1 protein-coding gene is annotated in these 2,900 nt (G+C 75.7%); it reads left to right on the top strand.

The features are described from left to right. Positions 1-2,900: type I polyketide synthase (locus GTY84_RS29935; protein ID WP_161229547.1), on the top strand; the 2,900-nt coding region annotated here is incomplete at both ends.

Below are 2,900 nucleotides of genomic sequence, written 5' to 3'. Positions count from 1 at the left end.
CGTCCGCTTCGCCGACGCCGTCGACTTCCTGGCCCTCGAAGGGGTGCGGACCTTCCTGGAGATCGGCCCCGGCGGCGTCCTGACCGCCCTGGCCCGAGAGCTCCTCGACGAGCGCGCCCTCACCGTCCCCGTCCTGCGCGGCGACCGTGGCGAGGACCTGGCAGTCACCACCGCTCTGGCCCGGCTCCACGTCCACGGCACCCCCGTCGACTGGGCGGCCGTCCACGCCGGGCGCGGCGCCCGCCGCGTCGACCTGCCCACCTACCCCTTCCAGTACGAGCACTACTGGCTCGACGCCCCCGCCGTCACCGGCGAGGTCGCCGCCGCCGGGCTGGCCGGCGCCGGCCACGCGCTGTTCGGTGCGACGGCCCTGCTCCCCGACGGTGCGGGCGCCCTCCTCACCGGACGGCTGTCCCTCGCCACCCACCCCTGGCTCGCGGACCACGCCGTCTCCGGCGTGACCCTGCTGCCCGGTACCGCCTTCCTGGAGATGGCCGTACGAGCCGGTGACGAACTCGGCTGCGGCCGGATCGAAGAACTCGCCCTCGCCGCACCCCTGGTCCTCACGGAGCAGGGCGCCGTCCAGATCAGGGTCGTCGTCGGAGCCGAGGAAGAGGCGGCGGAACGGCGCCCGGTGAAGATCTACTCCCGTGCCGAGGCCGACGGCGAGGACTCCTGGACGCGCCACGCGACGGGCTTCCTCGTCCCCGACACAGACGACCGCACACCGCCGCGGACGGACGGCGACGCATGGCCCCCGGCCGGCGCCACCTCCGTCGCCCTCCAGGACTGCTACGACCGGCTGGCCGAGGCCGGCTTCGACTACGGCCCGGTGTTCCAGGGGCTGCGTGCCGTCTGGCGCTACGGGGAAGAGGAGCTGTTCGCCGAGGTCGCACTGCCCGAAGGCACCCCGGTCGACGGGTTCGCGGTGCACCCCGCCCTCCTCGACGCCGCCCTCCACGCCCTGGGCGTCGGCGAGTTCCTCGGCGGCGGGCACACCGGCCGGCTCCCGTTCGCCTGGAACGGCGTGAGCGTGTACGGCAGCGGTGCCGAGACCCTCCGCGTCCGCCTGACCCGGGCCGCGACCGCGCCGGACGCGGTCGAGTTGCGGATCGGCGACGGCCGGGGACGCCCCGTCGCCTCGGTCGACGCGCTGCTCCTGCGCACGATCACCCCCGAACAGCTCGCCGGGGCCGACGAGGCCGCCCGGGGCGGAGCGGCCCTGCGGGACGCCCTGTTCCGGGTGGCGTGGGAGACGTGCGAACCGGTCGCCGAGCCGCAGGCCGCCGCGCCGGCCTGGTGCGAGCGCCTGACCGACCTGGACGGACCGTCCGTGCCGCAGACCGTCGCCGTCGCCCTGTTCCCGTCGCCCGAGGGCGCGGGGGAGTGGGCCGCACCGGCCGCCGCGACACGCCGTGCGCTGGAACTCGTCCAGGAGTGGCTGCGCGAGGACCGGTTCGCCGCCTCGCGACTGGTGATCGTCACGCGCGGCGCGGTCGGCACCGGGGCCGACGCGATCCCCGTGGACCCCGCCCAGGCGGCCGTCTGGGGTCTCGTACGCTCGGCCCAGTCGGAGAACCCCGGCCGGTTCCTGCTGGTCGACGCCGACGGAGCCGACCCGGTCCTGCCGGCGTCGGCCGTCGCCTGCGGCGAGCCGCAGGTGGCGCTCCGTGACGGGGCCCTGCTCGTCCCGCGGCTCGTACGGGCCGACGAGGCGGCCCGGGCGGAGAAGGACTACCCCGCACCCTTCACGGGCGACGGAACGGTACTGATCACCGGCGCGTCGGGCGCGCTGGGCCGACTGGTCGCCCGCCATCTGGTCACCGCGTACGGAGTGCGGCACCTGCTGCTGGCCGGCCGCCGGGGCCAGGACGCCCCCGGAGCGGCCGAGTTCACCCAGGAGCTGCGCGAACTGGGCGCCGAGCCCCGGACGGTGGGCTGTGATGTGGCGGACCGCGCCCAACTCGCCGTCCTGCTCGCGACGGTCCCCGCCGAGCACCCGCTGACCGCCGTGGTCCACGCGGCCGGCGTCACCGACGACGGAACCGTCGCCGCCCTCACCCCGGACCGGATCGAACGGGTGTTCCGGCCGAAGGCCGATGCGGCCCTCCACCTCCACGAACTGACCCGCGACGCGGACCTGTCCGCCTTCGTCCTGTTCTCCTCCGCCGCCGGCACCCTCGGCAGCCCCGGACAGGCCAACTACTGCGCCGCGAACGCCTACCTCGACGCCCTGGCCGAATCCCGCCGGGCCCAGGGGCTGCCCGCGGTGTCCCTCGCCTGGGGCCTGTGGGCCCAGAGCAGCACGCTCACGGCCGACCTGGCCGCGGCCGACCGGCACAGGATCAGCCGGTCCGGGCTGAAGGCCCTCGAGGCCGCGGAGGGTCTCGCCCTCTTCGACACCGCCTGCCGTTCCGGGCGGCCCACGCTGGTCCCGGTCCGCCTGGACATCCCGTCACTGCACACCCAGGCCCGTGCGGGCACCCTGCCCCCGCTTCTGCGGAAGCTGGTACGCACCTCGGTACGGCGCGGCCTCGAAGGCGCCCCTCGGACGGCGGCCGGGCGGACCACACAGGCGGACCGGCTCGCGGCCCTGCCCCAGGAGGAGCGGCACGCGTTCGTCCTCGACCTGGTGCGCACCCAGGTGGCGGCCGTGCTCGGCCACGCGTCCACCCGTTCGGTGGCGGTGGACCGGCAGTTCAAGGACCTCGGATTCGACTCCCTGACCGCCGTCGAACTGCGCAACGCCCTCAACTCCGCCACCGGACTGCGACTTCCGGCGACCCTCGTCTTCGACCACCCGACCCCCGACGCACTCGCCCGTCTGCTGCTCGCCGAACTGCTGGGACCGGACCCCGACGCGTCGGATGCCGTGATGGCGGCGGGGGTGGCGGCGGTTG

Source organism: Streptomyces sp. SID8352 (assembly GCF_009862265.1).
In the GTDB taxonomy this organism is placed as follows: Bacteria; Actinomycetota; Actinomycetes; order Streptomycetales; family Streptomycetaceae; genus Streptomyces.
Note: the sequence above shows the minus strand (reverse complement) of the source record. Positions and strands in the feature narration are given on the sequence as shown.